This is a genomic window from Parafrankia irregularis (assembly GCF_001536285.1).
GTDB lineage: Bacteria > Actinomycetota > Actinomycetes > Frankiales > Frankiaceae > Parafrankia > Parafrankia irregularis.
The window spans coordinates 12691-36412 of record NZ_FAOZ01000051.1 but is presented as its reverse complement, the minus strand read 5'-3'; the positions used below and the strand labels follow the sequence as shown (position 1 = coordinate 36412).

Genomic DNA, 23722 nt, shown 5'->3' with positions numbered 1-23722 from the left:
TCGACGAGAATCACGGCGAGGTCGGCGGTGGACGCGCCGGTCACCATGTTCCGGGTGTACTGCTCGTGCCCGGGGGTGTCCGCGACGATGAACTTACGCCGCTCGGTGGAGAAGAACCGGTAGGCGACGTCGATCGTGATGCCCTGTTCGCGTTCCGCGGCGAGCCCGTCGACGAGCAGCGCGAAATCGAGCCCGTCGCCCTGGGTGCCGACCTTCTTCGAGTCGCTTTCCAGCGCGGCGAGATGATCGGAGAAGACCAGCTTCGAGTCGTAGAGCAGCCGGCCGATCAGCGTGCTCTTGCCGTCGTCGACGCTGCCGCAGGTGATGAAGCGCAGCATCGACTTGTTCTCGTGCGCGCGCAGATAGCCCTCGATGTCGGCCGCGACGAGGTCGTTGGTCGCGTGCGCCATCAGAAGTACCCCTCCTGCTTCTTCTTCTCCATCGACCCGGAGGAGTCGTGGTCGATAACCCGGCCCTGCCGCTCCGAGCTCGTCGTCAGCAGCATTTCCTGGATGATCTCCGGCAGGGTCGCGGCGTTGCTCTCCACCGCGCCGGTGAGCGGGTAGCAGCCCAACGTGCGGAACCGGACGCTGCGCTGCTCGGGAACCTCACCCGAAGCCAGCGGCATCCGGTCGTCATCCACCATGATCAGCGCTCCGTCACGTTCCACCACCGGCCGCTGGGCGGCGAAATACAGCGGGACGATCGGGATCTGCTCACGGTAGATGTACTGCCACACATCCAGCTCGGTCCAGTTCGACAGCGGGAACACCCGCACACTCTGCCCCTGCTGCCTGCGGGCGTTGTACAAATGCCACAGCTCAGGCCGCTGCGCCTTCGGGTCCCAGCGATGTGCCGCCGAACGGATCGAGAACACGCGCTCCTTCGCCCGTGACTTCTCCTCGTCGCGCCGCGCCCCGCCGAAGGCCAGATCGAAGCCGTACTTGTCCAGCGCCTGCTTGAGGCCCTCGGTCTTCCAGACGTCGGTGTGCGTGGCGGAACCGTGGTCGAACGGGTTGATGCCTCGGGCGAGTGCCTCCGGGTTCTGGTGAACGATCAGGTCCACCCCCAGACCGGCGGCGATCTCGTCCCGGAACCTGTACATCTCCTGGAACTTCCACGTCGTGTCCACGTGGAGCAGTGGGAACGGCGGCTTGGACGGGTAGAACGCCTTCATCGCCAGGTGCAGCAGGACCGAGCTGTCCTTGCCCACCGAATACAGCATGACCGGCCGTTCGCTCTCCGAGACGGCCTCCCGGAAGATCTGGATGCTTTCTGCTTCCAGGCGTTGCAGATGTGTCAGCCGGCCCATGGCCGCCCTACCCTTCTCACCCAGGACCTCGTAGGGCTGGGTCTACCTCGTGATGAACGGGCCCGACTACAACCGATCGGCGTCGCGCCGGAGACATCACACTCAGCGGGTGGTCCAGCGGGCCGCGCGCACTGTGTACTCGGCGAACAACGGTCGGATCTCCTCGACGTCGATACCGAACGTGGCCGGGTCCGGATGCACGTTGGCCTCTCGCTTCTCCGCGTTCTCGCGCCACCACCGTGCCATTCCGGCCTCGAACGCATCGGTGACTGGTTCGCCCAGCCACGCGTACAGCCCGCGCACCTCGCCGATCGGGTCCCGCTGCATGGCCCGGAAATCAATGTCGTAGAACCTGTCGTCTCGACCTTTTTCTCGGAATGACAGCGCACGTTCCATTCCGACCGACCAGTGCTCGACATTGAGTGCGCCGAGATAGAGCGGGTCGATGTCGTCGGAGTAGGAGCGGGCAACCGCGGCGTAGAGATCGGCTGCCGAGACCATCACCTCGGCCGGGTCCCGGTGGGTCATCACGAACCGGGCGTCGGGAAAAGCCTGGTCGAGCTGCTCCAGGAACAGCAGATGCGTGGGGCACTTGAGTCGCCAGGGTACCGCCGGGAATCCCCACTGCAGCAGCTTCAGAACTCGGCGCTCGTACTGGTAGGTCGTGGCGAGATCGGCGTTGTCGAGCAGCCATTTCGAGTAGGACGGGACGTGGGCGAAGGCCTGGAAGAAGTGTGCCTTGAAGTCGAGCGCCATCAGGCTCTGGCACTCGGTCGGACCGGTGGCGCTGGCCGGTACGAGTGCACCACGCCGGGGGGAGGACTTGGTCCGGAAGGCCACCTCAGAGCGGCTGTCGTCGATCCTGAGGTCCAGCCCGTCCCCAGTGGACGGGGGCGGGCAGGGGCGCGACGCTTCCCAGGTACGCAGCGAACGGGCCTGCGGATCCTCCGCGAGCAGGAACGACAGCGCCGTCGAACCCGTCCGCGGCAGGCCCAGACCGATCAGCGGCGCGACAACTGGCTCATCCTCGATCTCCGGATGACGTCGGTACCAGTCCTCGACCTGCAGGCGCTGGGAAAGCAGCCCGACGAGGAGCTTACGGAGAACGCTCTCGCCGGTGGAGTTCAGCCGGGCCTCCACCCGCAGCGAACGGGTGAGTAGTTCCAGCCCTTCCCGGAAGGAGTCGTTCCCGAAATCCTCGAGCCCGGTCTCATCCCGGGCCGCGTCAAGCAGTTCTTCGTGTCCATCCATGGCAGTGGCTCCCTTCAGCAGAGCAGTCGGCGTCGAGGCACCGGGGAACGGGGCCTGGATCAGGCACGCATGTTGGCGCCGCCGTCAATCGCCCAGACCTGGCCGTTGATCCATTCGGCATCGTCGGAAAGCAGGAACGCCACGACTGCCGCCAGGTCGCTCGGCCGCCCCAGCCGGGTGGTGGGGACCTCCCGCAGGAACCTCTCCTGAAGTGCGAAGTCCTGCTGCCTCTCCTGTAGCTCACCCATCACCAGGCCGGGCATGACCCCGTTGCAGCGGACACCCTTGGGGCCCCAATTGCCGGCGATGTGCCGGGTGAGAGCGTTCACGGCGGACTTCGACGCCGCGTAGGCGGGACGCAGGCGGTCACCCGCGCTGACTGCCGCACCCGAGGAGGTGTTGACGATGCTGCCGCCCCCGTTCTCGAGCAGGTGCGGCAGCACTGCCCTGGAGGTCCGCACAAAACCGACCACATTCACATCCAGAGTGCGGTGCCAGACGTCGAGATCTGTGTCGAGCAGCGACCTGTCCCGCCCGAGGTTCTGAGGCGACAGATCCGCGCCGACGTTGAACAGACCGTGGACAGCGCCGAACTGGGTGATCGCCGTGTTGACGAGTGCCTCGGCTGAGAGCTCGTCCGCGAGGTCGAAGTGGGTGGCCACAGCCCGCCCACCATCATTCACGATCTTGTCGACGGTGGATCCGGCGCCCGCGATGTTGATGTCACCGACGACGACGTTGGCGCCCTCCTCACCGAGTCTCTTCGCTGCCCCCGCCCCGATCCCGGTTGCCCCTCCCGCAACGATGAACGTCTTTCCCGCCAGTCCACGCATCTTTCTGCTCCACCACCTGTGACCACGGAGATCTCGTGGCGACGGAGGGCTGCCACGGCTATCTCGAAAGCGCATGGCAGGCTCGAATCGCCCGCATTAGTCGATGTTCCCCGGCGTCAACACGGAAGGATCCCACCATCCTCCGCGACGCCGGCAGTCGAACGTTTTTCGTAATCAGCCCATCCACTGCCCGCCAGCCACGTCGATGGTCTGGCCGCACATGTAGTCGGCGGCTTCCGAGGCAAGATAGGCGACCATGTTGGCGACCTCCTCCGGCAGGCAGACGCGGCCCAGCTGAACCTGGTTTTTCAGCGCGTTCGCAATCGAGGTACGGCCTGCGAGCTGCCCCTCGTTCTCCGGTGCAAATATCATCTTCTTCATGTCGGGCTTGATCATGATTCCAGGTGCGACACCGAGCACGTTAATGCCTCGCGGCGCGAACTCGTGAGCCAGGTTCCGGGTAAAGCCAATCACGCCGGCCTTGCACGCGCAGTAGACGGTCAGGCCCGGCTGCTGCACACGCCCCCCGACCGCCCCGATGTTGATGATCCGGCCGGATCCCTGGGGAACCAGGTGCTGCAGCGCCGCGTGCGCGCCGTACATCATCATGGTCAAGCTGCCGAGCACGGTCTGGTCGATCTCGGCCTTGGTGTGGTTCTCGAAGGCCCCGCCAACCGCCATGACCGGGTTGTTGATCATAATGTCGAGGCCACCGAGCGCATCCTTGCTTTCCTCCACAGCGCGGTGCACCTGATCCCAGTCCGATAGGTCGGCGCGGATCGGAACCGCGTTGACTCCCCATCGTTTCTCGATCTCCGCGGCGCGCCTCTCGACCTTTTCGAGGGTCCGGCCGATGAGAGCGACATCGGCGCCCGAACCGGCGAGGCGATTTGCTACGGCCTGCCCAAGGCCGTCCCCCCCGGCGCCAGTGACGATCGCTTTCTGGCCGCTTAGATCGAGAAGATCGCTCACCCGCTTCTCGATGATGTGAGTGGGGAGACGATTCAGCCCCATAACCTCGGTCCAGTCCTGCTCTTCCGTGCTCATGAGATCTCCTGCCACGGCTCGACTGCGAAGAAACGCCAGAACAACTGGGTGTCTGATGCCGGCTGTTTCGAGGATCCTACGGCCGCCTCGTCGCGCCGCACCAATACAAATTTCGGCGGCCAGGCATACAGGATGGGTATGGCTGGGGTAGCGTGGTCATCTATGGACACCCAGCGCCTCAGGCACTTCCTGCGGGTAGCTGAGGAGGGCTCGATCAGCGGCGCCGCCACAGAGCTGGGCATCGCCCAGCCGGCGCTGAGCCGTCAGATCCGGCTCCTTGAGGAGGATCTTGGTGTCACGCTTTTTCGACGAACTGCTCGCGGTGTGCAACTGACGGAGGAGGGTGAACGTCTGCGTGTGACCACCGCGTCGCCGCTGCGTCAGCTCGAACTCGCTATGCGATACGTGGGCTCACCGCTGGCCCGGCTCGAGCGGAGTCTGCACATCGGCCTGCCACCGACTGCAGCGGGCATCCTGGCGACACCGATGCTTGAGGGGCTGACTGCCGCGTTCCCCAAGATCGAGTTTGCGTTGAGTGTTGCCAGCACCGACGTACTCGTCCAGGGCATGTTGAAGGGGACGATCGACATCGCGGTCGTCAGCCCCGCGCATGACGGCAGGCTCTTCTACCACGATCTCCTCTCCGAGGACCTCGTCGTTGTGGGAGGACCGGCATCCTCGCTTCGTCCGGATCGTGCCGTGCAGTTCTCCGAACTGGTGAACTTGCCGCTCGTCCTGCCGATCTCCCCGTCCGGAATTCGCAACAGTCTTGAAAACACTGCGCTACGCCTCAAACTGACAATTATCTCGAGATTCTCGACGGATTCGCTGGAGGTGATGAAGGATCTCGTCAGGGCGGGTCACGGTCATAGCGTCCTGCCGCTGTCGGCATGCGCGACCGAGATCGCGACGAAACGGTTGCGTCACGCGCCGCTGGGTGGTCCGTCGCTGACCCACCAGCTGGGAATCGCCGTCACGTCGCATCTCGAACTGCCCAGGGGTTTCGCGACCAAGGTTGGCCAGGTCATCCGGGAGGAAGCGGAAGGGCTGGTCAGATCCGGAGTGTGGGCCGCCGAGCTGTCTCCGCGCCGCGGACTGTCTGACGGGCCTCCCCAGCAATGATTGCCCGGCGAGGGGGAGCGGGTCGGTTTCTCGCTCGCCGCGACGTCAGGTGGCTGTCTCCTCGACAGGATCTCGTCTGAACACCGAGGTGTCGATCATGCCGGTGAGCATCCCGCCCGCCACCGCCTGGTCGGTGTAGAGGACGTTGCCGGAGCCGGCCACGTTCAGCGGGCTGTTGAGCAGGATCATCGGCCACGCCTGCTCCTGCGGGGTAGTCATTCGGCCCAGCGTCGGGTACGGCAACCGATCAAAGAACGCCTGCCCCATATCCCGCACCGCCTCGTCCATGAACGCGGTTCTGGTCGGTCCAGGGGCGATGCAGGTCGCGCGTATGCCCCGTTCGTGACCCCACGTCACGGCCTGCCGCAGGGTCCAGACGATCAGGGTCTCCTTCGACAGGGAGTATCCGTCGGCGACGACGTCCATGTGCTGTTCGCACCATGCCCGAGCTTGTACAGGGTCATTCACCGCGAGCAGGTCGAGAATGTCCGGGAGCCGCCGCTGCCAGCCCATTCCCGCGTTCGAGGCCACGTTGGCGATGCCGGCACCGTCCGCCAGGGAGGCCAACAGACGCTCCGTGAGGAACCGCGTACCGATGTAGTTGACGAGCATGCAGTGCAACGGCCCTCCGATCATGTGCGGCACTCCGGCGCAGTTGAACAGGTAGTCGATCGGCCCCACCTGGCCCAAGACTTCTGCTGTCGAGACGATCTGTTCAGGTTCCGCGAGATCGGTTGGATAGAACGCGGCATGCGTGACAGAAGGTTCACGCCGGCCTACCGCGTGCACGCGGGCGCCGAGTTCCCCGAGGATTTCCGCGACTGCTTGGCCCATACCGGACGTACAACCGGTCACGACCACTGTCCGATCCCGGTAGCCCAAGCCATCAAGCTCGGCCATATATCCTCCCTGTCATCGTCGAGGCTCTGTGAGCATGCGATGCGGACGCGTCCGCCGCAGTCATGTCACGTATCGGCTGACACTGTCGACGGCCCGGCCGAGCTCGTATTGGTGAGCCTCGGCGTTTGCGGTCCAGCATCGCCGGGCGGGCCCGAAGCGCGGCCCTGCTCATCGGCGGCCCTTTGCCACCAACCCTTGGGAAGCCGATGTCACCGTAGACGCACGGGCCGGCCGACAGCAAGGGATCTGTCTCCGCCTCGGCAGCCGATCGGCCAAGGCGCCGTCCTGCTGCCGAGCATCGGCAGAGGTCCCCGGCGCGCCCGCAAGGTGACCGTCTGCCGATAGTCGGCGGGGTATGGCGCACACCGAGCTGGCCTGGTAATCTCCAGATCCGCCGCTGTGGCCCACCCCACAGGCGGGCTTCTGCGGGCCATCTGCCTGCAGACACGGAGCGGCGTTTCCTCGCGAGAACTCCTCCAGGCTGGCGGTCCGCGTGCTCAGCGCCCGGGGCGCATCTCCCGAGCCTTCGCATTGACACGATCCCCTCGGCGAGAAGTTCCGTCCTAGAGGCGCTTGCCGTCAGCGCAATCCTGCGGTCGATCCATCCAACGACGATCACAGGTCTGCTCGGGCTTTGCGCGCGGTGGCTCCGATCTGAACCGGCACCGCCCTCCAGGTAGGAGAGCGGGTTCGGTGCCGCCGCCCGCCGGGTTCTGCCTCAGAACGCTGCGGACACAGATTCACCTGGGTGCGTGGTCGCACGCAGCCCGCACTCATGAATGATTTGGACCGAGGTTCAAGAAAGGTCGAGCTATGATTTGTAAGTCGCGATTAGGGGCCGCTGCCGTCCTCGCTCTCGCTCTCGTCGTCGGTGCCTGTGGCGGTGGTGATGACTCCTCCCCGTCCTCGTCGGGTGCATCAGGAGAGCCGGTGCAGGGCGGCGAGGGACGCATCCTGATGTTGAGTGACCCGCGCGGCCTGGACCCGGCGACCCTCGGGAACAGCGCCCCGATCACCGCCGTTCTTGGCAATGCCCTGTACGGCGAGCTGATGACGACCGACGATACCGGCAAGGTCGTCTTCTCCATGGCCGAGTCGTTCGACACGGCCGACAGCGGCGGGACCTTCACACTGAAGCTGAAGTCGGGTCTGGTGTTCTCGGACGGCACACCGCTCAATGCCGAGGCGGTGAAGTTCAACTGGGACCGGACCAAGGACCCGGATGTCGGCTCCTCGTACATCGCAGAAGCGTCCATGATCGCCTCGATCGAGGTCGTCGACGATGTCACGCTCAAGGCCACGATGACCAGCCCGGTGGCGGCCTACGCCCAGGCGATCATCAACTCGTCCCTGAACTGGATCGGCTCGCCGGCCGCCCTGCGCGCGGGACAGAAGTCCTTCGACGAGCACCCGATCGGCGCGGGCCCGTTCACGTTGGAGAGCTGGACGCGCCAGGCCGACATCCGACTGGTGCGGAACTCCCGCTACTGGGACAGGCCCAAGCCGTACCTGGAACGGCTGACGATCCGCTCGGCGGTTGACAGCAGCCAGCGCTACAACACGATCGTCAGCGGTGGCGCCGACGTCGCGGTGGAGGCGGACTGGGTCAACCTCGACAAGGCCGACCAGGCCGGCCTGCCTACCGACCTGCTTCCGCTCAACGGCGGCAACTTCATGACGCTCAACGCACGTCGGGCGCCGTTCAACGATGTCCGTGCCCGGCAGGCCGTCTCCGCCGCAATCGATCTTGACGCCTTCAATCTCGCCGCCTTCAACGGCACCGAGAAAGAGCTTCCGGAGAAGTTGTTCAACGACACCTCCCCGTTTTATTCGGATACTGTTCTGCACACGGCGGACAAGGAGAAGGCTCAGCGTCTCTTCGACGAGCTCGCTGCCGAGGGCAAGCCGGTGAACTTCACCTTCACGACCTTCCCCACCAGCCAGGGGCGAGTGATGGCGGAGAACGTGCAGACCCAGCTCAGCAGTTTCCGCAACGTCAAGGCCGAGGTGAAGGTCATCGACTTCACCCAGGTCGCCGCGATCCGCACGACCTATGACTTCGACGCCGTCATCTCCTCGGCGTTCTTCCAGGACCCCGAGCCGCGGCTGCTGATCGCCTTCGACCAGGACTCCTCGGCCAACCTGTCCGGAGTGAAGGACGCCCAGCTCAGCCAGGCTCTGCACACCGGACGTACTGCCACTACCGTGGAGGCCCGCAAGGCCGCCTACGAGACCGTGCAGAAGCGGCTGGCTGAAGTGGTCCCGGTGGTCTTCCTGGCGCGGACCGCCTCTGGGATCATCGCGGGTAAGGATGTCGGCGGAATCCAGCAGTACGGTACCGGTTCACTGCAGCCGGAAGAACTGTGGATCAAGAAGTAGGCATCGCCCGGAAGCGTAGTCCGGGGGGTGCACCGCAGTCGGATATCCCAAGCGGCTCTGGTGCGCGCCCCGGCCTGGCTGCATCAGGCGTGGGTGCGTCAGGCGTGGGTGCGTCAGGCGCGCCGCGTTTTCTGAACCGACCCGCTGGCGGCAGCCCGCAGGACCGACTGGGGTAGGAGGGCTCTCGCCCTGGCCGGGCTGTCCTGTTTCCGGAGCCAGCACAGCCCGGCCTTCCACCGTGGAGGACCTGCCGCGACGCGCATGACGCGCATGTGGAAGACATTTGCATTCACCGCGAGGTCGCGTGCGGCGTTGCCCAGGCCGAAGACACCAAGTGTCGCCGATGGGTGTGCTGGGGTCATAGATCCGGCGATCGTCTGTAAGACTACGTGGAGGTGACAGGACGTCAATCGGCCTCCTCCCGGCGAGTCGGGTCGGCCAGTTCCACCACCCGCAGCGCCCTGCTCGACGCCGCCCAGTCGATGATGGTCGAGCGGGGCTACGCGGCGGTCAGCTACCGGGCCCTGGCCGCGCGGGCCGGCGTCGCGCCCAGCCTCGTCCAGTACTACTTCCCGACGCTGGACGACCTGTTTCTGGGCCTGCTGCGCCGGAACACCGAGACACTCCTGGGTGGTCTCGCCGACGCGGCGGCCTCCGACCGGCCGCTGCGCGCGGTATGGCGGTACGCAAACAGCAGGGACGGCGCCGTGCTGCTGCTGGAGTTCATGGCGTTGGCCAACAACCGCAAGGCCATCCACACCGAGATCGGCCTCGGTGGTGAGCGGATCCGCCAGGCCCAACTGCGGGCCGTCACCCGGGCCTGGGCCCGGTACGGCCTGGGCGACGCGGATCTAACGCCGGCGGCGCTGCTGTTCATGATGAACGCCATCCCGCGGATGATCCTGTTGGAGGAGACGTTCGGCACCCACACGGGGCACGCCGACACTATCGAGATCATCAAGCGGTTCCTCGACCGGATCGAGCCCGAGCCCGAAGCCAGGCCTCGTGCCGGGGTGCCGGACTGACGCCGATGCGCCAGTCGTGCGCTGCGCCGCCCGGATCGCCGGGCTCTCCCAGACCGCCGGGGCGCTGGTGGCATCCGACCGCGGCGTTTTTTCAGGGAATGGGGTTTGCATGGCCTTACGCTGGGGCATCGCATGCCGCTGGACGGAACCGTCGCGATCATGCGGACGCTCGACGCCGCCCGAGCCCAGCTAGGCGTGCGCTACCCCGCCGACAACGCCTGACGACGCCCCGACAATGCCCGCGCGGGCCGCCTCTCCTGATCGGCGATGTAGTTAAGCGACCGAACGTTCGTATTCCGGGCGTACGTACGGTCGCTATGCTGAGGTTGTGGCAGGCCGTCGCTCCGTCGCCGCCGCGCTCGACACGCGCGCGGCGATCGTGCGGTGCGCCGCGGACATCGCCTCGGTCGAGGGCATGGAGGGCGTCACGATCGGCCGGCTCGCCGCCGAGCTGGAGATGAGCAAGTCGGGCGTGATCGGCCACTTCGGGACGAAGGAGCAGCTTCAGCTCGCCACCCTCGAGTACGCCGCCGACCGTTTCCGGGTACGCGTGTGGGATCCGGTCAGCCACCGACGGCCAGGCCTCGACCGCCTGCTCGCGATCTGTGAGTCCTGGACACGCCACGAGGACGACCCGGGTTTCCCGGGCGGCTGCTTCATCGCGGCCGTGACGTTCGAGTGGGACGGCCGGACCGGCCCGGTGCACGACGCGCTCGCCGCGACCACGAAGCTCTGGCGCCGCGTCCTGCGCAGGGAGATAGAGACGGCGGTGGCAGCGGGTGAGCTCGCCGCCGACACCGACCCGGGGCAGGTCGTCTTCGCCCTGGAAGCGCTGGCCGTCGGCGTCAACCCCGCCCGCCAGCTCCACGGCGACGACCTGGCCCCCGCCTGGGCGCTGCGCGCCATGCACGCGGTGCTCGGAGTCCCCGCACCGTCGAGTACCTGACGCTGACCCGTCCGGCGACCGCGCCGGTTCGTCAGGGGTTCCCGACGGCGGTGCGGGCGCCGGGGCCGTTCCAGTCGACCAGCTGGACGATGACACCGTTCGGGTCGCGGACCTGGAAGGCGCGCTCCCCCCATTCCTCGGCTGTCAGCGGCATCGTGATGGTCACGCCCTCGCGCTGAAGCCGGGCGAGCTCGCCCTCCAGGTCGTCCACGACGAAGGCGAGGATCAGCCCGCCCGCGTGGTCGTCGCGCTGGTCGGCGGGCAGGGTCGGCAGCCCGCGGCGTAGGTAGACGACGTTCATGCCGGCGTCCGCGCGGCCCAGGGAGGCGAAGCCGTCGGCGGACATCAGCTCCGTGAAGCCGAAGTGCCTGGTGAGGAAGGCGGCAGAGGCGTCGACGTCGTCGACGTTCAACGACACGGCGGACGAGGTGATCTTCACGGGGATCCTCCGGAGCGTGGTCAACCGTTAACTCTGTACAAAGTACATCGTACAACGTACAGAGTTTAACGGGCGATGATGGCTACCGTGACCGCTGAACGATCGGGCGCCGGCGATCCCGCCCGCACGCTGGCGCTGCTGTGGGGCGAGGCGCCGGCGGCCCCACGTCGCGGGCCGAACCGGGCACTGGACCTCGCCGCCGTGGTCAGCGCCGCCACCGATCTCGCCGACCAGGAAGGCCTCGCCGCGGTGACAATGCGGGCCGTCGCCCGAACCCTGGGCGTGGTCCCCATGACGCTCTACACCTACGTACCGGGCAAGGAGGAACTGCTCGACCTGATGCTCGACGCCGCCTACGCCCGGATGCCGCGCGCGGACACCGCTGGCGCGCCCTGGCGGCAGCGGCTCACCGCCGTCGCCGACGACAACCGCGCCCTGTTCGCCGCGCATCCCTGGGTGGCCCAGGTCTGCACGCTGCGTCCTCCACTGGGGCCGGGCCTGATGGCCAAATACGAGCACGAGCTGTCCGCCTTCGACGACCTGGGCCTCTCGGACGTCGACCGGGACGACTGCCTGACCTACCTGCTGTCCTTCGTCCAGGCCAACGCCCGTGCGGCCCACGAGTCGGCCAGCGCGGCGGCCGGCCCCGACGGCGACGACACGCGGTGGTGGGCGCGGGTCGGGCCCCTGCTCGCCCGGGTGCTGGACGAACAGCGCTACCCGCGCGCGAGCCGCGTCGGCACGGCCGCCGGCCAGGCGCACGGCAGCGCCCACGATCCCGACCACGCCTACCGCTTCGGTCTCGCCCGCCTCCTCGACGGCCTGGCACCTCTCATCGACGGCCCGGCCCCTGGGTGAACGGCGCCGACCCGGATCGGCGCTGATCACCTCGCCGGTCCGGACCGGTCCGGACCGGTGTCGGGGTCGGCGTCGCGCGGTGCCGCCGACCCCGATCCGGCAGGTCGTCTTCGCCTTGTGCGGCCGGGAATGCGCGCGTGCTCAGCTGTGGCCGCGCGTCGGCCGACGTCTACGCGAGGCCGTTGTCCTTGAGGAGCCTGTCGACGAGCTCCATGTATTCCAGGTGGCCCTTGAACGGGCCGCGCTTGCCGATGGCGACCTCGAGGAACGGGCCGTACTCCTCGTCGTTGACGAAGGTCTGCCAGTGCCGGATCTCGCCCGCGTCGTTCGTCTCGATGAAGGTGGTCGAGTAGAAGCCCATCTTCACGCCGGCCCTGGTGTGGCCTTCCCACCGGACGCGCGCGACATATCCGTTCTCGGCGGCCCAGGTGGCGTAGTCGACCAGCTTCCAGTCGGGAAAGGTGACCGAGTAGGCCTTGGCCTCCCGGATGGCGGAGTCGGCCATGGCGGTGAGGATCAGCGAGGCGTCCGAGCCACCGGAGATCTCGCCGAGGTTGATGACGTCATCGCCGGTGAAGTACGGCGACGAGTAGATGGCGTCGGTCGCGAACTTCCAACCGTCGTAGGTCGCGCCGTCTTTCACTCCCTGCTGGAGATACGCGTCCCGGTAGCCGTCGGCCATCCGCCGGTGTAAGGCGATCTTCTCTTCAAGGTTCATCTGACCCTCGCTTTTCGCTTCTCGCTGGTCTCGCCGTGATCGGCTCAGCGGCCCTTGTGATACGTGGGGGTGCCTGTCGGCCTGAGGCTCACGGGGTGAGCGGGTTATTAATCAACAGTATGATTAGTTTTGGGGCTGTGCAATAGCTGAGACAAAGGTCCGGCCTGGCCGGCGCCGCACTCGTCCGCAACGGGTTAGGAGGATTCGACGAGGACTGCTCTTTCCGGGCACTCGGACGCCGCTCGCCTGACGAGTTCGGTCAACTCGTCGGGAATCCGATCGACGGTCACCTCGGCATAGCCGTCGCCGGTGAAGGTGAAAACCTCGGGACAGGTCGAGACACAGGCGCCGTGACCGGCGCAGCGCTCCGGGTCGACAGACGCGATCACGCTCCACCGTCGGCCGGGGTGTAGCGGATGTGGAGTTTTGTGATCCCACGCAGGATGAAGGTGGGCAGGTAGGTGTAGCGGCGCTGCCCGGCGGGGCCGTGTTGGTCCTCGTCGATCCAGATGTCGGCCGTGCGGTCGAACAGCCTCTCGAGGCTGACCAGCGCCTCGGCGCGGGCGAGCGGAGCCCCGGGGCAGCTGTGGACGCCGCGGCCGAAGGCGACGTGGCTGCGGGCGTTGGCACGCTCGATGTCGAACGTGTCGGGTTCGGGGAACCTGCCCGGGTCGCGGTTCGCCGCGGCGTTGGCCAGGAAGACGATGGTGCCGGCCGGCAGCGCCACACCACCGACCTCGACCGGGACCTTCGCCAGGCGGAAGTCGCCCCGGATGGGACTCTCGTACCGAAGGGCTTCCTCGACGAAGCCCGGGATCAGATTGCGGTCGGCCCGTAGTCGCGCCTGCAGTTCGGGGTTCTCGCCGAGCATCATCACCGCGGTACTGAGCAGGCGGACGGTTGTCTCCTGGCCGGCGGCAAAGAGGTTGGCGGTGACGCAGACCGCGTCGAGCACCTCCGGTGTGCTTCCGTCGGGAAAGGTGGCCGAGGCGACACCGGTCAGGACGTCGGCACGCGGATGGCGGCGGCGCTCCTCGATGTAGCCGGTGAACTTCTCGTAGAGGAATTCGAGCGGCGACTGGCTCATCGGGTCGTCGCCGGTGCTGCCGAGTGTTCCGCCGTGCGGCCGGTTGAGTCTCGCGACGAACTCCGACTGGTCCTCCGCCGGGACGCCGAGCAGGTCGGCGATGACGAGCATGGCGAACGGGGAGGCGAAGGCGCGGTTGAACTCGCAACGCCCGCCGGTCAGCGCCTCGTCGAGCTGACGGTCGGCTAGCCGCCACATGAACTCCTCGTTCTCCTTGAGGCGGCGAGGAGTGATCATTTTTGAGAGCAGCGCACGGTGCGCTGTGTGGGTAGGCGGGTCCAGCGTGGGCAGCTGGTCGCTCATCGGCAGCCGGTCACGGTGCTCGGCGATCAGCGCCGGGACGTCTCCGCCTTCGAGGGGAACCGGAAAACCGGGGAAAGGGCCGGTGACGGAAAGGCAGGACGAGAACCGTTCGGTGTCGTTGTACACCGCCAGCGCTTCGTCGTATCCGGTGATCATGACCACGTCATGATGTTTTTCCCGGCGGACCGGGCACTCCCTGCGCAGGTCGGCGAGATAGCTGTACGGATCGTGCAGAAGGCTGTTGTCGGTGAAGAAGTCGACGGAGTCGATATCCATGAAACCTGTTCCTCTCGCGTTCGCCGTACCGTCGCGCGCGAGAAATTCTCCGGCGCAGGGAACCGGCGACATAAACATGGCAGGACGCGTCGGGAGGTCGATACGCATCGCCGCAGCACCAGAAAATATGCGTGCACCGCGCGTCGCGTGCCGTCAGAACAACCTCAGAGGCTCGCTATCCGGGCCTGGTCGAAGAACATGCCCCGAATAAGCAGCTTAAGGGCGTGAACGGTGGTGTGAAAAGTGTTGGCCGGTGCGGTCAGTGCATGGTCGTAAAGGCCCATGAGCAGCACGTCGATGGCATTCGTGGCGGCCTGGATGTCGACCTGGCTCCCGAGGATTCCCTGCGCGTCGGCCTCGCGCAGGATCTCGGCGACGACCGTACGGACGGCTGCGACGATGGTGTCGCTTTCCTCGGCCAGGTGCAGGTCCGCGGCGCTTTCCACCCGGATCGCGCGGTCGAAGGGGACCACGTCCGGGTTGTCGCGGATCATTCGGGCGACCTCGTCCAGGACGGCCATGAGCTTGTCGAGGACACCGTCGACGGACTCCACCGCGGCCGTGAACCGAGGGGAGGTCTGCCGGGCGACGTCACGAAAGGTCTCTTTGACCAGCTCGGCCTTGTTCGGGAAGTAGTGGTAGAGGCTGCCGCTGGTCATGCCCGCCGCCCGGGCGATCTCGCGGATGGTGGCGCGCGCATAGCCGACCTCGGCGACACAGTGCAGCGTCGCTTCAAGAATGCGCTGTCTCGTCTGATCGCCCCGGGAGCCGACCGGCCTGCCCAACAGCGACGGAGTGCTCGCCACGGATGAATCTCCTGGTTGTCGTCTCCTCCAGTCTCGCATGCGGACGTCGGGCGAAGTGCCTCGCCGTCGTGCCCGCGGGGGAGTAACGCACCGCGGTGGCGCATGGCAGGTCGTGAGGTGCTCATGACGGGTCAGGGGGATCGTTGGTTCCGATCCCGAAGGTTCGCAGCATGGCCGACACCGTCTCGTAGGCGCCGACGGTGAAGATGAGGTCGAGCATCTGCCGGGTGTCGAGCTCGGTGGAGAGTGCCGCCCAGGTGGCGTCCGTCAGCTGTCCATCGGCGATGATCTCGTCGGCGGCGGTCAGGAACGCGGTCTCAAACGGGGTGAAGGGTGTTTCGGTGGAGCCGTCCGCTCTGGCCGTGATGCCGGCCGTGATGCGTCCGGCGTCCGCTGCGATGTGTCCTGTCTCCTCGGTGGTGAGCCCTGCCTCGTGCGCGAGGTGGAGATGTTCCGCCCACAGATAGTCGCAGCCGCGCGCGGCTGCGACGCGCAGGACGAGGAGCTCACGCTGTCGAGGAGTGAGCGTCGTCGCGAGCAGCACCTGGCCGTTGAAGGTAAAGAACGCCCGGGCGAGCGCGGGATGATGCGCGAACGTTCCCAGCATGCCGAGCACCCTGGGTTTCCCGTCGGCGCTCGGTACGGGATAACGCGGTTCCGTCGGGATCATGGCGGCCAGGGCGGCGCCCATCTCCGGCGGGAACTGGCGAGGCCGCAGCGGTTCGACGCGGGCCATATGGGCGATCCCTTCCTGGGAGGGCTGTGAAAGACCTGGCTATGCGCGTCACTGTGTGATCTTGATTCCCTCGTAGCTCGCGAGTGTCTCCGGGGCCGGCAGCTGCATCTGCAGATACACGGCGAGATGGATCACCTTGCCGTCGGCGTCGTACTCGTAGGTCGTCGCGGAGTTCACAGTGCTGCTGAAACCGCCGGTCGTGCTGCGTTCCTCCAGCTCGAGCAGCACCAGTGAGCCGGTTTCGGTGACCCGCCTGAACGAGCATTCCCATTCGGAGGCCTGCGCCCACTGGGTGAGGAACGCGGCATATTCCGCCCAGTTCATGACCTCCTTGAACGGGCCGATTCGTTCGAAGGTGTCAACCGCGACCAGCTCGGCGACAGGCGCCCAGCACTCGGCCGAGAAACCGGGCTCCTTGCCCGTGTCGACCAGTCTCTTCATCAGTCGGGTGTATTCCAGCGCGGCCCGGGCGAGGCCGGTGTGGTCGCCGATGACCTCGTCGAGGTCGTGCAGCGCGAGCGCCATGGCGATGCTCCCAGGGTGAGGGCGAGGACGAGAGTGAGGTACTGCGGACCCGCCCGGTGGCGGGGCCGGCCGGTCAGGACGCGGCACCGCCCAGGTAGCGGTCGAGCACGTGGTGGAAGGCCGCGACGACCATCTCCTCCCGGGTGATCGTCTCGAACTCCAGGCGGCTGTTGCGCAGGCCGGCCTGCTGGCGCTGCATCTGCTCGTAATCCTGCTGCAGCGCTTCGAAATAGGTGTGGCTGCCTGGCTCCTTGACGACTGTCGGCTCCACCTTCGCCACCTCGGCGAGCTCCGCCGGCAGGTACATGTAGCTGGCGACGTGCCAGATGCACCGGTTCGGGTCACCGGAGGGGTGCGGGGACGGCACGACGATGTGGCACTCGCCCGCGCGGACCGTCATGAAGAAGTTCGGGAACAGCACCCAGCCCTGGTTGTCGGTCATCTGGTTGTCCGTCAGCTCACTGACGTCCAGGCCCATTCCCGTGAGCGTGTCGCGCGTGGCCCGCTGCAGCAGCGTGCGCGCGGTGACGCCGTCCGGGAAGACGAGGATGTCGCCGGTGCCGCGGTATTCGGCGACGAGCTCCTCGAAACGAGGCAGCATCAGCGGAATCGCGGGGAAGGTCTCGGGGAGCTTGCGGATTCCGGCGACCTGCTCCTCCGGGCCGAACTGCGCGCCCCTGGGAACGTCGAACGGTGTCGTCGCGACGCTGTGGTCGCCGAGGAACCGGTAACGACCCGTCTCCGGATCTGGGAAAATCACGTTCAGGAGCTGTGGGTGGACGCCCCAGATGTGGTAGCCCTCCCCGAAGGCGTCCATGACGACCTTCCAGTTGCATTCGAGGGGTTCCTCGACGTCCATGACGGTGATGAACTGGTCCATCTTGTAGGGCTGGAGCAGCTCGACGACCTCCGGGCCGAGGTACTCGGCGAGTGGCTTCGCCTCCGGGTCGGGATTCAGGAAGATGAAACCGCCGAACGTCTCCACTGGAACGGGAAGCAGCGAGACGTCGGCCCTGTCGACACCCGCGAGGTTTTCACGCAGGATGCCCCGGCAGTTGCCCTCCAGGTCGTAGGACCACAGGTGGTACTGGCAGAGGAACTGGCGTGAGGTGCCGGAGCGCTCCGCGCACAGCAGGTTGCCGCGGTGGCGGCAGGCGTTCACGAAGCCGCGGATCACGTCGTCGCGGCCGCGCACCACGATGAAGGACTGGTCGAAGAGCTGGTAGGTCTTCCAGTCACCGGCTTTCGCGAGCTCGTCGGCGCGGCCGACGACCTGCCAGGTCTTCTCCCAGACCAGTTTGCGTTCCTGTAATGCGATCTCCGGCGAGGTGTAACGCTCGGTGGGGATCTTCCACTGGAAGTCAGCCGGCGCGGAGCGTAGACCCGACAGCCCTGTCGCCGGGTCGTCGAGCCACTCCCCGGGCCGGGTCGGCCGGGTCGGCCGCGTCGCCTCGATCGTCATCAGTCCAGGCCTCCTCGAGCAGGGCGAAACAGGGTCGAAGGGTTTCCGTGTTACGGAAGGTCGCGTGATGATCGCCGAAAGGAAGAAAAAATCAATCGATCGATTAACGGCATCATGAGCGCCATGCTCGGGCACTGTCAAGCCACCCTCACCATCAGCGAGGACGGACGCGCATGCCGTTCAAGGGGGCCACCGCAGTCGTGACAGGCGGAGCGTCAGGCCTCGGGCTCGCGATCACCGCCGCGCTCGCGACCCACGCTTCCGCCGTGCCGGCTGCCCCGAGGACATCGCGAACGCCGCGGTGTCCCTGTGCGGCGACCCGGACGGGAGGTGACGGACGTCCTGATTGCTTGTGTGGCTCGGTGCCGGGGACACATGTGGTGTTGCTGCGGACAACGGGCGTTCACCGTGCCACCAGGGGGGCGTCGGACCGTCGGCCAGATGACGTGTCATGCGGCCGGTGGGCGTCGGGCGATGGTGGATGGGGGTCGGTGACGGCACGGTCCAGGACACGCGCGGATGCGCCGCGGTCCATGAGCGCCCGCGGTGCTGGGGGTACGGGTCGGTCAGTCTCGTCCCGGGCCTTGGGACGCGGGCGTGACATGAACCCGGAGTCACTGTTTGCGGCATCTGGAGCGGCAGGCCGCGTACTGGCGGCCAAGGACTGGTCCGCCACGACACTGGGCCCGCCTCGGGACTGGAGCCCGAGCCTGCGGACAGCGGTGTGCATCTGCCTGGAGTCCCGGTTCCCGATGATCGTCATGTGGGGATCGGAGCTCGCATACATTTACAACGACCCGTGTATACCTAATCTCGGCGACAAGCATCCGGCTGCTATGGGCATGCCGCTCCGGCAGGTCTGGCCGGAGGTCTGGGACGAGTTGTACCCTCTGTCGGCCCAGGTGATGTCCGGGGGCGGGGCGACGTGGTCGGCGAACAAACGCCTCCTGATTCGGCGGCACGGCTACCTGGAGGAGGCGTACTTCACCTTTTCGTTCAGTCCCATAAGGGAAATTTCCGATGGTGCGCGTATAGCCGGAGTCCTGTCGACGTATCAGGAGACGACCCGAGAACTGATCCATTCCAGGCGTCTGGCCTGTCAGCGGGAGCTCACCGCCACCCTGACGCGGTTGCGGACGCAGCGCTCCGTGTGCACCCGCACCCCCGCAGTTCTGGAAAAATATCCGGAGGATATTCCGTACAGCATCGTGGTGCTCTGGGACAGGCTTCCGTCCTTGTCGGCGCCGCTGGCGGTCGCGGCATCAGGACTGGGAGAGCGACGGGCGACCCGGAATGCGCTCGCGGTGCTCGACCGCAGTGGCGTCCTGCCTGAGGTGGTGGAGGCGACGTCGCTGGCGGGCGGGCGGGTTGTCTCGCGGGTTCCGGAGTGGGAGTCCGTCCAGTTGGCCGGCGGTTCTCCCGCGCCGGCAACCGCGTTGGTGGTGGCGTTGAGGAACCGCCCGGCGGCCACTGCCACGCCCGCCGGCCTCCTCGTCATCGGGGTCAGCGACCTGCTTGCGCTGGATCAGGACTACCGGGATTTCGTCGAGGCGATCGCCGGCCAGATCTCGCTTGGTCTGATGCTGGCGCGTTCGCGTGAGGCCGAGCGCACCCGGGCGGCCTCGGCGCGGCGCAGCTCGCTGCACGACGCTCTCACCGGGCTGCCGAACCGGACCTCGTTCCTGCGGAATCTTGGCAGGGCGCTTCTCCGCTCCCGGCGGAGAAGCGGTCGGGTGGCTGTCCTGTTCGTCGATCTCGACGGCTTCAAGGCAGTGAACGACACGCTGGGCCATCGCGCGGGTGACGATCTGCTCCGTGAGGTCGCAGGCCGGCTGCGGCGAACCGTCCGGCCCGCCGATGTCGTGGCGCGGTTCGCCGGTGACGAGTTCGCGGTGCTCTGCGAGGAGATCGCGACGGTTGGTGCGGTTGAGACGATCGCCGGTCGTGTCGTCGATGCGCTTGCGCTGGCCAGGCGCGGCGGCAGGCCGACGGTCGCCGCCAGCGTCGGCGTCGCGCTGTCCGGCCCGGGGCTCCTTGACCCCGAGGAACTGCTCAATGCGGCCGACATCGCGATGTATGCCGCCAAGCGGCAGGGCCGGGGGCGCTACCTCCTGTACGAGGAGGGCATGAGGAGTTGAGCTTCGCCGCCTATGTCCCCAGCGGGCGGCGGGCCAGCAGCTGTGCCTGCCGGCCTCGTTCGCCGTCTGTCGGTGTTCGGATCAGCTGCGCGACCTCGACCAGCCCGGCCTGTGTCGCCAGCTCCGCGAGCCGGCCGGGTGGCCAGCGGAAGGCGCCGGTCACCCGGTGGTCGTAGGCGTGCACCTCGGCGCCGGGCTCGTCGGTGGCCAGGAAGCCGAGCAGCAGGTGGCCGCCGGGCGCCAGCACGCGGTGCACCTCCGCGAGGGCGGCGGGAAGGTCGGCGGGCGGGGTGTGGATGAGCGAGTAACGGCAGAGGGCACCGCCGAGTGTGCGGTCCGGCAGGTTCAGCGCGGTCATCGTGCCCACGTCGAACCGCAGCCCCGGATGCGTGCTCCGAGCCAGGGCGACCATCTCCGGCGACAGGTCCACGCCGAACACGTCCAGCCCCAGCCCGTGCAGGTGGGCCGTCACGTGGCCCGGACCGCAGCCGAGGTCCGCGACCGGGCCGGGCAGGGGGCGGACGAGGTCGGCGAACGCGGACAGCAGCGCACGCTCCAGCGGCTGGCGGTCGAGCAAGTCGGCGAAAAGCTCCGCGTACACCTCGGCCACACCGTCATACGCCGCCGCGACGGTCGCCAGATAGCCCGGGGCGGATTCAGCCATGGCTGGATTCTCCCGGTGCGTTCTCCCGGTGCGTGCTCGTGGTGCGTTGTCCCGGTGCGGTCGCCTACTCGCGGGCGAGCATGGCCTCGGCCTCGCGTTCGAGGTCGACATACGGCTCACCGCTGACGTCGACGGCCACCCGGTGCAGGGTTCCGCCGGTGAAGGCGAAGGGGGCCTGCCCGCGGTAGTCGGAGGCGACGGCGTCGGCGCCGTCCCGGCCGACGTTGAGGCCCTCGCCGGCGAGGGTGAACCTGCCGGGCTGGGTCCTGATGCGCCCCTCGCCGACCTTCCGGTCGCCGTGGTGGAGGCTGAGAATGCCGGTGGCGACCCCGGGGGATGCCTCCCCGTCCTTGTCGAAGGAGGCCGCGAGAATGATCTTCTCGCCGGTCGGCAGGGCCTCGGTGGCGATGATTCGCTGCTCCTCGCTGCCGAGGAAGTTGTACACGTACGTCAGCCGGCCGTCCTTGATGTAGAGCGCGTGACCGCCGAAGCGACCGCCGTGGGCGAACAGCACACCGGACGCCTCCGGGCCGGCGGGCAGGTCGACGAGCGCGCCGATGGCGTACGAGCGGTTGCGGATGTTGACCGCCACGGACTCGGGGACCTCGGAGCCGCCGGGCCGGTAGACGTACCGGTCACGGGCCGGGGTCAGCGCGGGGCGCGGGGTGGCCAGGACCTCCAGCGGGGAGCGGTCGTCGAGGGGGAACGCATGGTTGGCGCCGGCCTCGTAGAACCACAGGCCGATCAGCTCGGCCAGCCGCCAGGGTTCATGCTCGGCGAAGTCGGTGATCTCGGAGCGGTCGACCTCGGCGTGGGCCGCTCCTCGGCATAGAACTCCTGCGACCCCATGAGGAACGTCCCGCCCGGGATCCGCACCATGCCCTTGGGGGACCGCGTGCGCTCAGGGGATCGCACGTTTCCGGCGCTTTGCTCCGGCTCGGCTGGGGCGCTCACGTAGCCCACCGTGCCCTACCGCCGCGCGACGAGCCCGCAGCGACCCGCGCCAGTCGAGGCCGCCCGCGACCGGTAGCCGTTGCTGCCGGTCAAGATCTGCGGATTCTGGTCGTGCTCGCCGCCGAAATCCTCAAGTTTTGCTCGCCATCGGCAGCCATCGGCAGCTCGCAGCTCGGGATTTCTGCCACGCGCTCCAGAGCGACCGAGATGCTCGGATCTTCCGAGTTGACCGGGCCGCCCGGGCTCACCCGTCAGCATGCGATCTCAGCGGCGGCCTCCGGTCCTCCGAGACCGACCTCTGGACAACTTTTTACGATCGTATAGCATCGCGCCATACGTTCGTACAGGATGCTGCCCGTGTGGGGCGTTTTGCGGGCCGTGGGCGAGTGGCGAGGAGGCGCGGGTTGAGCAGGTTGAGCCGGGTCGCTGTGGTGACCGGTGGTGCGTCGGGGCTGGGTCTGTCGATCTGCGCGCATCTGGCTCGCCAGGGCAGCGCGGTGGGCGTGCTCGACCTGGACTCCGACGCCGCGGAGCGGGCGGCCGCCCGGCTGCGGTCAGGGGGCAGCCGGGCGGTCGCCGTAGGGGTGGATGTCGCCGACCGGGCGTCGGTGGACAAGGCGTTCGAGGTGGTCCGGGCCGAGCTCGGGCCGGTCGGGATCCTCGTCACCAGCGCCGGCGTCTCGGGGTTCGTGCCGTTCGAGGAGCTGACGTACGAGGTCTGGTCGCGGGCGCTGGACGTCAACCTGACGGGCACCTTTCACTGCGCCCAGGCGGCGATCACCGACATGACGGCGGCCGGCTGGGGCCGCATCGTCACGATCTCCTCGGCGGCGGGCCAGACGGGAGTCGCCCGCCAGGCGCACTATGCCGCGTCCAAGGGCGGCGTCATCGCGCTGACCAAGACGTTGGCGCTGGAATACGCCGCCAGCGGGATCACGGTGAACACGATTCCGCCGTTCACCGCCGACACGCCGATGCTGCGGTCCATGCAGGCGTCGAAACACCTGCCCAGGGCCGAGACGCTGGCGCGGATGGTCCCGGCCGGCCGGCTGGGTACCGGTGACGACATCGCCGCGGTCTGCGCGTTCCTGTGCACCGACGAGGCCGGCTATCTCACCGGCCAGGTCATCGCCGTCAACGGAGGGGCGCTCACATGAGGGACCGTTTCGCGCTCGACGGGCGGGTCGCCGTCATCACCGGCGGGGGGACCGGGATCGGCCGGGGTGCGGCGCTGGCGCTCGCCGAGTACGGCGCGGATGTCGTTCTCGCCGGGCGGCGGGCGGAGCCGCTGGAATCCACCGCCAAGGAGGTCGAGGCGCTGGGCCGACGCGCGCTCGCGTTACCGACCGACGTGACCAGCGCGCAGCAGTGCCAGCAGCTCGTCGACACCACCCTGGCCGAGCTCGGCCGGCTCGACATCCTCGTCAACTGCGCCGGCGGCGCCGAGACGAAGTCGCTGCGGCGGTGGACGGAGGACGAGTGGCACCAGGTGCTGGCGCTCAACCTCGGCAGCGTGTGGTTCCTCTCCCGGGCTGCCTCGGAGCCCATGCTGAGCCAGGGTGGGGGCGCGATCGTGAACATCTCCTCGGGTGCCAGCCTGCTCGGGATGCCGCAGGCCGCGCCCTACGGTGCGGCGAAGGCCGGGGTCAACAGCCTCACCCGGTCGATGGCCGCCGCCTGGACGGGCAAGGGCATCCGGGTCAACGCGATCGCCGTCGGGGCCGTCCGGGCCGCCACGCTGACCGACGACGCCGCCCGCTACGGCCTCGACCCGGACGCGATCGGCCTGATGAACGGTTCCGGGCGGTTGGGGGAACCCGACGAGATCGGCAGCGCGGTGCTGTTCTTCGCCTCCGACGCCGCCAGCTTCTGCTCCGGCCAGACCCTCTACGTCCACGGCGGCCCGGGCCCGGCCGGGATCTGACCCCGTGCTATACGCCT

At 67.6% G+C, this 23722-nt stretch carries 24 protein-coding genes; 8 read left to right on the top strand and 16 right to left on the bottom strand.

Annotated features, from left to right (window positions below):
* From AWX74_RS37220 to AWX74_RS37200, 5 genes are all read right to left on the bottom strand, one after another.
* Positions 1-410, bottom strand: a 410-nt coding sequence (locus tag AWX74_RS37220; RefSeq protein WP_242666590.1) for a GTP-binding protein, incomplete at its 3' end; no start/stop codon positions are given.
* Positions 410-1312 carry a sulfate adenylyltransferase subunit CysD gene (gene cysD / locus AWX74_RS37215; protein ID WP_091286611.1) on the bottom strand — a complete coding sequence of 301 codons (903 nt, stop codon included), beginning with the start codon at positions 1310-1312 and terminating at the stop codon, positions 410-412. The genes AWX74_RS37220 and cysD, both read right to left, overlap by 1 nt.
* A gap of 102 nt (positions 1313-1414) precedes the next feature.
* Positions 1415-2563, bottom strand: coding sequence for a sulfotransferase family protein (locus tag AWX74_RS37210; RefSeq protein WP_091286608.1), 1149 nt, complete (start codon positions 2561-2563; stop codon positions 1415-1417).
* A 59-nt stretch (positions 2564-2622) separates the two neighbouring features.
* Positions 2623-3396: an SDR family NAD(P)-dependent oxidoreductase gene (locus AWX74_RS37205; RefSeq protein ID WP_091286605.1), complete on the bottom strand. Its 774-nt coding sequence runs from the start codon at positions 3394-3396 to the stop codon at positions 2623-2625.
* A 174-nt stretch (positions 3397-3570) separates the two neighbouring features.
* Positions 3571-4443, bottom strand: coding sequence for an SDR family NAD(P)-dependent oxidoreductase (locus tag AWX74_RS37200; RefSeq protein ID WP_091286603.1), 873 nt, complete (start codon positions 4441-4443; stop codon positions 3571-3573).
* Positions 4444-4605: 162 nt separating this feature from the next.
* On the opposite strand from AWX74_RS37200, the gene AWX74_RS37195 reads away from it, so the two are divergent.
* Positions 4606-5565 (top strand): LysR family transcriptional regulator, encoded by a 960-nt coding sequence (locus tag AWX74_RS37195; RefSeq protein ID WP_091286602.1) that lies wholly within the window; start codon positions 4606-4608, stop codon positions 5563-5565.
* A 45-nt stretch (positions 5566-5610) separates the two neighbouring features.
* On the opposite strand, the gene AWX74_RS37190 is transcribed toward AWX74_RS37195, so the two are convergent.
* Positions 5611-6465: an SDR family NAD(P)-dependent oxidoreductase gene (locus AWX74_RS37190; protein WP_091286600.1), complete on the bottom strand. Its 855-nt coding sequence runs from the start codon at positions 6463-6465 to the stop codon at positions 5611-5613.
* An 813-nt stretch (positions 6466-7278) separates the two neighbouring features.
* On the opposite strand from AWX74_RS37190, the gene AWX74_RS37185 reads away from it, so the two are divergent.
* From AWX74_RS37185 to AWX74_RS37175, 3 genes are all read left to right on the top strand, one after another.
* The gene (locus tag AWX74_RS37185) at positions 7279-8844 is read left to right on the top strand and encodes an ABC transporter substrate-binding protein (RefSeq protein ID WP_091286598.1); all 1566 of its coding nucleotides are present in this window, start codon (positions 7279-7281) and stop codon (positions 8842-8844) included.
* Between the two features lie 395 nt (positions 8845-9239).
* Positions 9240-9869 (top strand): TetR/AcrR family transcriptional regulator, encoded by a 630-nt coding sequence (locus AWX74_RS37180; protein WP_091286630.1) that lies wholly within the window; start codon positions 9240-9242, stop codon positions 9867-9869.
* Positions 9870-10197: 328 nt separating this feature from the next.
* Positions 10198-10815, top strand: coding sequence for a TetR/AcrR family transcriptional regulator (locus AWX74_RS37175; RefSeq protein WP_091286596.1), 618 nt, complete (start codon positions 10198-10200; stop codon positions 10813-10815).
* Positions 10816-10846: 31 nt separating this feature from the next.
* Here the strand turns inward: AWX74_RS37175 and AWX74_RS37170 are convergent, their stop codons facing one another.
* Entirely contained in the window at positions 10847-11254 is a 408-nt protein-coding gene (locus tag AWX74_RS37170; protein WP_091286594.1) for a VOC family protein, read from the bottom strand.
* Between the two features lie 78 nt (positions 11255-11332).
* On the opposite strand from AWX74_RS37170, the gene AWX74_RS37165 reads away from it, so the two are divergent.
* Complete coding sequence (locus tag AWX74_RS37165) at positions 11333-12112, top strand: TetR/AcrR family transcriptional regulator (protein WP_091286626.1); 780 nt, start codon at positions 11333-11335, stop codon at positions 12110-12112.
* 169 nt (positions 12113-12281) lie between these two features.
* Here the strand turns inward: AWX74_RS37165 and AWX74_RS37160 are convergent, their stop codons facing one another.
* From AWX74_RS37160 to AWX74_RS37130, 7 genes are all read right to left on the bottom strand, one after another.
* Positions 12282-12830, bottom strand: coding sequence for a hypothetical protein (locus AWX74_RS37160; RefSeq protein WP_091286592.1), 549 nt, complete (start codon positions 12828-12830; stop codon positions 12282-12284).
* Positions 12831-13024: 194 nt separating this feature from the next.
* Positions 13025-13219 (bottom strand): ferredoxin, encoded by a 195-nt coding sequence (locus AWX74_RS37155; RefSeq protein WP_091286591.1) that lies wholly within the window; start codon positions 13217-13219, stop codon positions 13025-13027.
* Positions 13216-14496, bottom strand: coding sequence for a cytochrome P450 (locus tag AWX74_RS37150; protein WP_091286589.1), 1281 nt, complete (start codon positions 14494-14496; stop codon positions 13216-13218). Before AWX74_RS37150 ends, AWX74_RS37155 begins: the two co-directional genes overlap by 4 nt.
* Positions 14497-14660: 164 nt before the next feature.
* Complete coding sequence (locus AWX74_RS37145) at positions 14661-15302, bottom strand: TetR/AcrR family transcriptional regulator (RefSeq protein ID WP_242666589.1); 642 nt, start codon at positions 15300-15302, stop codon at positions 14661-14663.
* Positions 15303-15423: 121 nt separating this feature from the next.
* A complete protein-coding gene (locus tag AWX74_RS37140) occupies positions 15424-16038 on the bottom strand; it encodes a carboxymuconolactone decarboxylase family protein (protein WP_091286585.1) in 615 nt (204 codons plus the stop codon).
* 48 nt (positions 16039-16086) lie between these two features.
* Positions 16087-16563, bottom strand: coding sequence for a hypothetical protein (locus AWX74_RS37135; RefSeq protein WP_193209762.1), 477 nt, complete (start codon positions 16561-16563; stop codon positions 16087-16089).
* Between the two features lie 73 nt (positions 16564-16636).
* Complete coding sequence (locus AWX74_RS37130) at positions 16637-18025, bottom strand: aromatic ring-hydroxylating oxygenase subunit alpha (protein WP_091286583.1); 1389 nt, start codon at positions 18023-18025, stop codon at positions 16637-16639.
* A gap of 752 nt (positions 18026-18777) precedes the next feature.
* On the opposite strand from AWX74_RS37130, the gene AWX74_RS37125 reads away from it, so the two are divergent.
* Entirely contained in the window at positions 18778-20163 is a 1386-nt protein-coding gene (locus tag AWX74_RS37125; protein WP_226931098.1) for a GGDEF domain-containing protein, read from the top strand.
* A gap of 10 nt (positions 20164-20173) precedes the next feature.
* On the opposite strand, the gene AWX74_RS37120 is transcribed toward AWX74_RS37125, so the two are convergent.
* Positions 20174-20827, bottom strand: a complete 654-nt coding sequence (locus AWX74_RS37120) for a class I SAM-dependent DNA methyltransferase (RefSeq protein ID WP_091286580.1) — start codon at positions 20825-20827, stop codon at positions 20174-20176.
* A gap of 64 nt (positions 20828-20891) precedes the next feature.
* The gene (locus AWX74_RS37115) at positions 20892-21419 is read right to left on the bottom strand and encodes a LamG domain-containing protein (RefSeq protein ID WP_207550496.1); all 528 of its coding nucleotides are present in this window, start codon (positions 21417-21419) and stop codon (positions 20892-20894) included.
* Positions 21420-22194: 775 nt separating this feature from the next.
* Between AWX74_RS37115 and AWX74_RS37105 the strand changes: the two genes are divergently transcribed.
* Together AWX74_RS37105 and AWX74_RS37100 are read left to right on the top strand one after the other, a co-directional pair.
* Complete coding sequence (locus AWX74_RS37105) at positions 22195-22938, top strand: SDR family NAD(P)-dependent oxidoreductase (RefSeq protein WP_193209927.1); 744 nt, start codon at positions 22195-22197, stop codon at positions 22936-22938.
* Positions 22935-23705: an SDR family NAD(P)-dependent oxidoreductase gene (locus AWX74_RS37100; RefSeq protein WP_091286572.1), complete on the top strand. Its 771-nt coding sequence runs from the start codon at positions 22935-22937 to the stop codon at positions 23703-23705. The genes AWX74_RS37105 and AWX74_RS37100 overlap by 4 nt, the downstream gene beginning before the upstream one ends.
* Positions 23706-23722: the final 17 nt, after the last annotated feature.

Coding starts and splice junctions, on each gene's coding strand:
- cysD (WP_091286611.1), bottom strand. CDS start 1,312: ATGGGCCGGCTGACACATCTGCAACGCCTGGAAGCAGAAAGCATCCAG.
- AWX74_RS37165 (WP_091286626.1), top strand. CDS start 11,333: ATGGCTACCGTGACCGCTGAACGATCGGGCGCCGGCGATCCCGCCCGC.
- AWX74_RS37185 (WP_091286598.1), top strand. CDS start 7,279: ATGATTTGTAAGTCGCGATTAGGGGCCGCTGCCGTCCTCGCTCTCGCT.
- AWX74_RS37140 (WP_091286585.1), bottom strand. CDS start 16,038: ATGGCCCGCGTCGAACCGCTGCGGCCTCGCCAGTTCCCGCCGGAGATG.
- AWX74_RS37195 (WP_091286602.1), top strand. CDS start 4,606: ATGGACACCCAGCGCCTCAGGCACTTCCTGCGGGTAGCTGAGGAGGGC.
- AWX74_RS37160 (WP_091286592.1), bottom strand. CDS start 12,830: ATGAACCTTGAAGAGAAGATCGCCTTACACCGGCGGATGGCCGACGGC.
- AWX74_RS37200 (WP_091286603.1), bottom strand. CDS start 4,443: ATGAGCACGGAAGAGCAGGACTGGACCGAGGTTATGGGGCTGAATCGT.
- AWX74_RS37205 (WP_091286605.1), bottom strand. CDS start 3,396: ATGCGTGGACTGGCGGGAAAGACGTTCATCGTTGCGGGAGGGGCAACC.
- AWX74_RS37125 (WP_226931098.1), top strand. CDS start 18,778: ATGATCGTCATGTGGGGATCGGAGCTCGCATACATTTACAACGACCCG.
- AWX74_RS37120 (WP_091286580.1), bottom strand. CDS start 20,827: ATGGCTGAATCCGCCCCGGGCTATCTGGCGACCGTCGCGGCGGCGTAT.
- AWX74_RS37210 (WP_091286608.1), bottom strand. CDS start 2,563: ATGGATGGACACGAAGAACTGCTTGACGCGGCCCGGGATGAGACCGGG.
- AWX74_RS37190 (WP_091286600.1), bottom strand. CDS start 6,465: ATGGCCGAGCTTGATGGCTTGGGCTACCGGGATCGGACAGTGGTCGTG.
- AWX74_RS37150 (WP_091286589.1), bottom strand. CDS start 14,496: ATGGATATCGACTCCGTCGACTTCTTCACCGACAACAGCCTTCTGCAC.
- AWX74_RS37130 (WP_091286583.1), bottom strand. CDS start 18,025: ATGACGATCGAGGCGACGCGGCCGACCCGGCCGACCCGGCCCGGGGAG.
- AWX74_RS37100 (WP_091286572.1), top strand. CDS start 22,935: ATGAGGGACCGTTTCGCGCTCGACGGGCGGGTCGCCGTCATCACCGGC.
- AWX74_RS37135 (WP_193209762.1), bottom strand. CDS start 16,563: ATGGCGCTCGCGCTGCACGACCTCGACGAGGTCATCGGCGACCACACC.